Origin of the sequence: Nguyenibacter vanlangensis (genome assembly GCF_013376155.1) — a bacterium.
GTDB lineage: Bacteria > Pseudomonadota > Alphaproteobacteria > Acetobacterales > Acetobacteraceae > Gluconacetobacter > Gluconacetobacter vanlangensis.
The window spans coordinates 1-1,230 of the sequence record NZ_JABXXP010000786.1; the positions used below are offsets into that span (position 1 = coordinate 1).

The following is a 1,230-nucleotide window of genomic DNA, read 5'->3' on the forward strand; positions in this document are numbered from 1 at the left end:
GTGGGCGCCGCCATGTCCTCCGCGCGGCAGGCGGGGCTGGTCCGGCAATCCTATCGCCGGCTGCTGCGCCGGCGGGGGCTGGTGCTGCTGGTCCTGGCGGTGTTGATCCTGCTGTCCATGCTGCTGGATTTCGCGCTCGGGCCGGCGGGCCTGTCGCCCGCGACCCTGCTGCATATCCTGCTGCATCCGCATGACGGACCTGTGGGGCAGAGCGTGATCGTCTGGCAGATCCGTCTGCCCTATGCGCTGATGGCGGTCTGCGTCGGCGCCGCGCTCGGCCTGTCGGGCGCGGAAATGCAGACGATCCTGAACAACCCGCTGGCCAGTCCCTTCACGCTGGGCGTCTCGGCCGCCGCCGCGTTCGGGGCGTCGCTGGCCATCGTCCTGCAATGGCGCATCCCGGGCGTCCCGGCCGACTGGGTGGTCTCGGCCGACGCCTTCGCCTTCGCCGTCGGCTCGGCCTTCCTGCTCGACCTCGTCTCGCGCCTGCGCGATGCCTCGACCAGCACGGTGGTGCTGTTCGGCATCGCGCTGGTCTTCACCTTCCACGCTTTGGTCTCGCTGGTGCAGTTCGTGGCCAGCGAGGACGCGCTGCAGGACCTGGTCTTCTGGACCATGGGCAGCCTGACCCGCGCCAACTGGGGCAAGCTCGCGATCCTGGCGGGCGCCTGCGCGGTCATCCTGCCGCTGTCCTTCCGCGCGGCATGGGCGCTGACCGCCCTGCGCATGGGCGAGGAACGGGCTGCCAGCTTCGGCGTCGATGTCCGCCGGCTGCGCGTCGCCGCCCTGCTGCGCATCAGCGTCCTGTCGGCCCTGGCCGTCTCCTTCGTCGGCACGATCGGCTTCGTCGGGCTGATCGCTCCGCATATCGCCCGCCGCCTGCTGGGCGAGGACCATCGCTTCTACCTGCCGGGCAGCGTCCTGGTCGGGTGCCTGATCATGTCGCTCTCGTCGATCGCCGCGCGCAACGTGCTGCCGGGCGTGGTGGTGCCGGTGGGCATCGTCACCGCCCTGGTGGGCATTCCCTTCTTTCTGGCCATCGTGCTGCGGCGGCAGGTGGCGTCGTGACCGGCCCCGACCGGGCCGGCGACCTGTGCGCCCGCAATGTCACGGTCCGCTATGGCCGGCGGACGGTGCTGCAAGACCTGTCGCTCGGCCCGCTGCCCGCCGGGCGCGTTTCGGCCCTGCTCGGCCCCAACGGCAGCGGCAAGTCCACCCTGCTGCGCGCCC

General features: G+C 71.5%; 2 protein-coding genes. Both read left to right on the forward strand.

Translation table 11 applies throughout. The features are described 5' to 3' along the window. Window positions 1–12: 12 nt before the first annotated feature. Window positions 13–1,068 carry a FecCD family ABC transporter permease gene (locus HUK84_RS19020; RefSeq protein WP_176641616.1) on the forward strand — a complete coding sequence of 352 codons (1,056 nt, stop codon included), beginning with the start codon at window positions 13–15 and terminating at the stop codon, window positions 1,066–1,068. Next, a partial coding sequence (locus HUK84_RS23350) for an ABC transporter ATP-binding protein (protein WP_317135316.1) occupies window positions 1,065–1,230 on the forward strand: 166 nt, incomplete at its 3' end. The genes HUK84_RS19020 and HUK84_RS23350, both read left to right, overlap by 4 nt.